The sequence below is a fragment of the Pseudoalteromonas sp. S16_S37 genome, from assembly GCF_014694405.1.
Classification (GTDB): Bacteria; Pseudomonadota; Gammaproteobacteria; order Enterobacterales; family Alteromonadaceae; genus Pseudoalteromonas.
This window is the reverse complement of sequence record NZ_JAAUWV010000194.1, coordinates 1-587: the sequence shown is the minus strand read 5'-3', so window position 1 is coordinate 587 and position 587 is coordinate 1. Positions and strand designations below refer to the sequence as shown.

The following is a 587-nucleotide window of genomic DNA, read 5'->3' as shown; positions in this document are numbered from 1 at the left end:
GGAAAAGGAAATCCTAAAAAAGGCCAGTGCCCTCTTGCTAAAAGAAACCAAATAGCGTTTAAAACGATAAAACAACTCTCGTCGATATTTCCTGTTACGCAGCTTTGCAGAGTAATAGGAGTGAGTCGCAGTGCTTATTATGCTTGGCTGAATAGGCCTTTGAAGCGCATTGCACCTGAGCAGCTTAATCTATATCGAAGAGCCAAAGCTATTTTTAAAAGCAGTCGAAATAGCTTGGGTTACCGAGAGTTAAAGAAACGGTTATGCAAGGAGGGCTTTCAGGTGAGTAATTATGGAGTTCAACAGCTCATGAAAAAGCTCGGCTTAACCGTGACACAACGGGTTGCTTATAAGGTGACGACGAAGCGCAAGCACAGTGATAGCGTAGCTGATAACTTATTGAATCAAAACTTCAATCCAGTAGCTGCAAATCAAGTTTGGGCTGGTGATGTCACGTACTTGAGAACAGGTGAAGGCTGGATGTACCTAGCAATAGTAATGGATTTATACTCCAGACGAATCGTCGGTTGGCACATCGATAAGCGCATGACGACAGACTTAGTAAGTAAAGCGATGCTAAAAGCGTA

Annotated in this window: 1 pseudogene; it reads left to right on the top strand. The window is 42.9% G+C overall.

From position 1 onward, the window contains the following. A pseudogene (locus HC733_RS23725) lies at positions 1–587 on the top strand (IS3 family transposase); the annotation flags it as partial.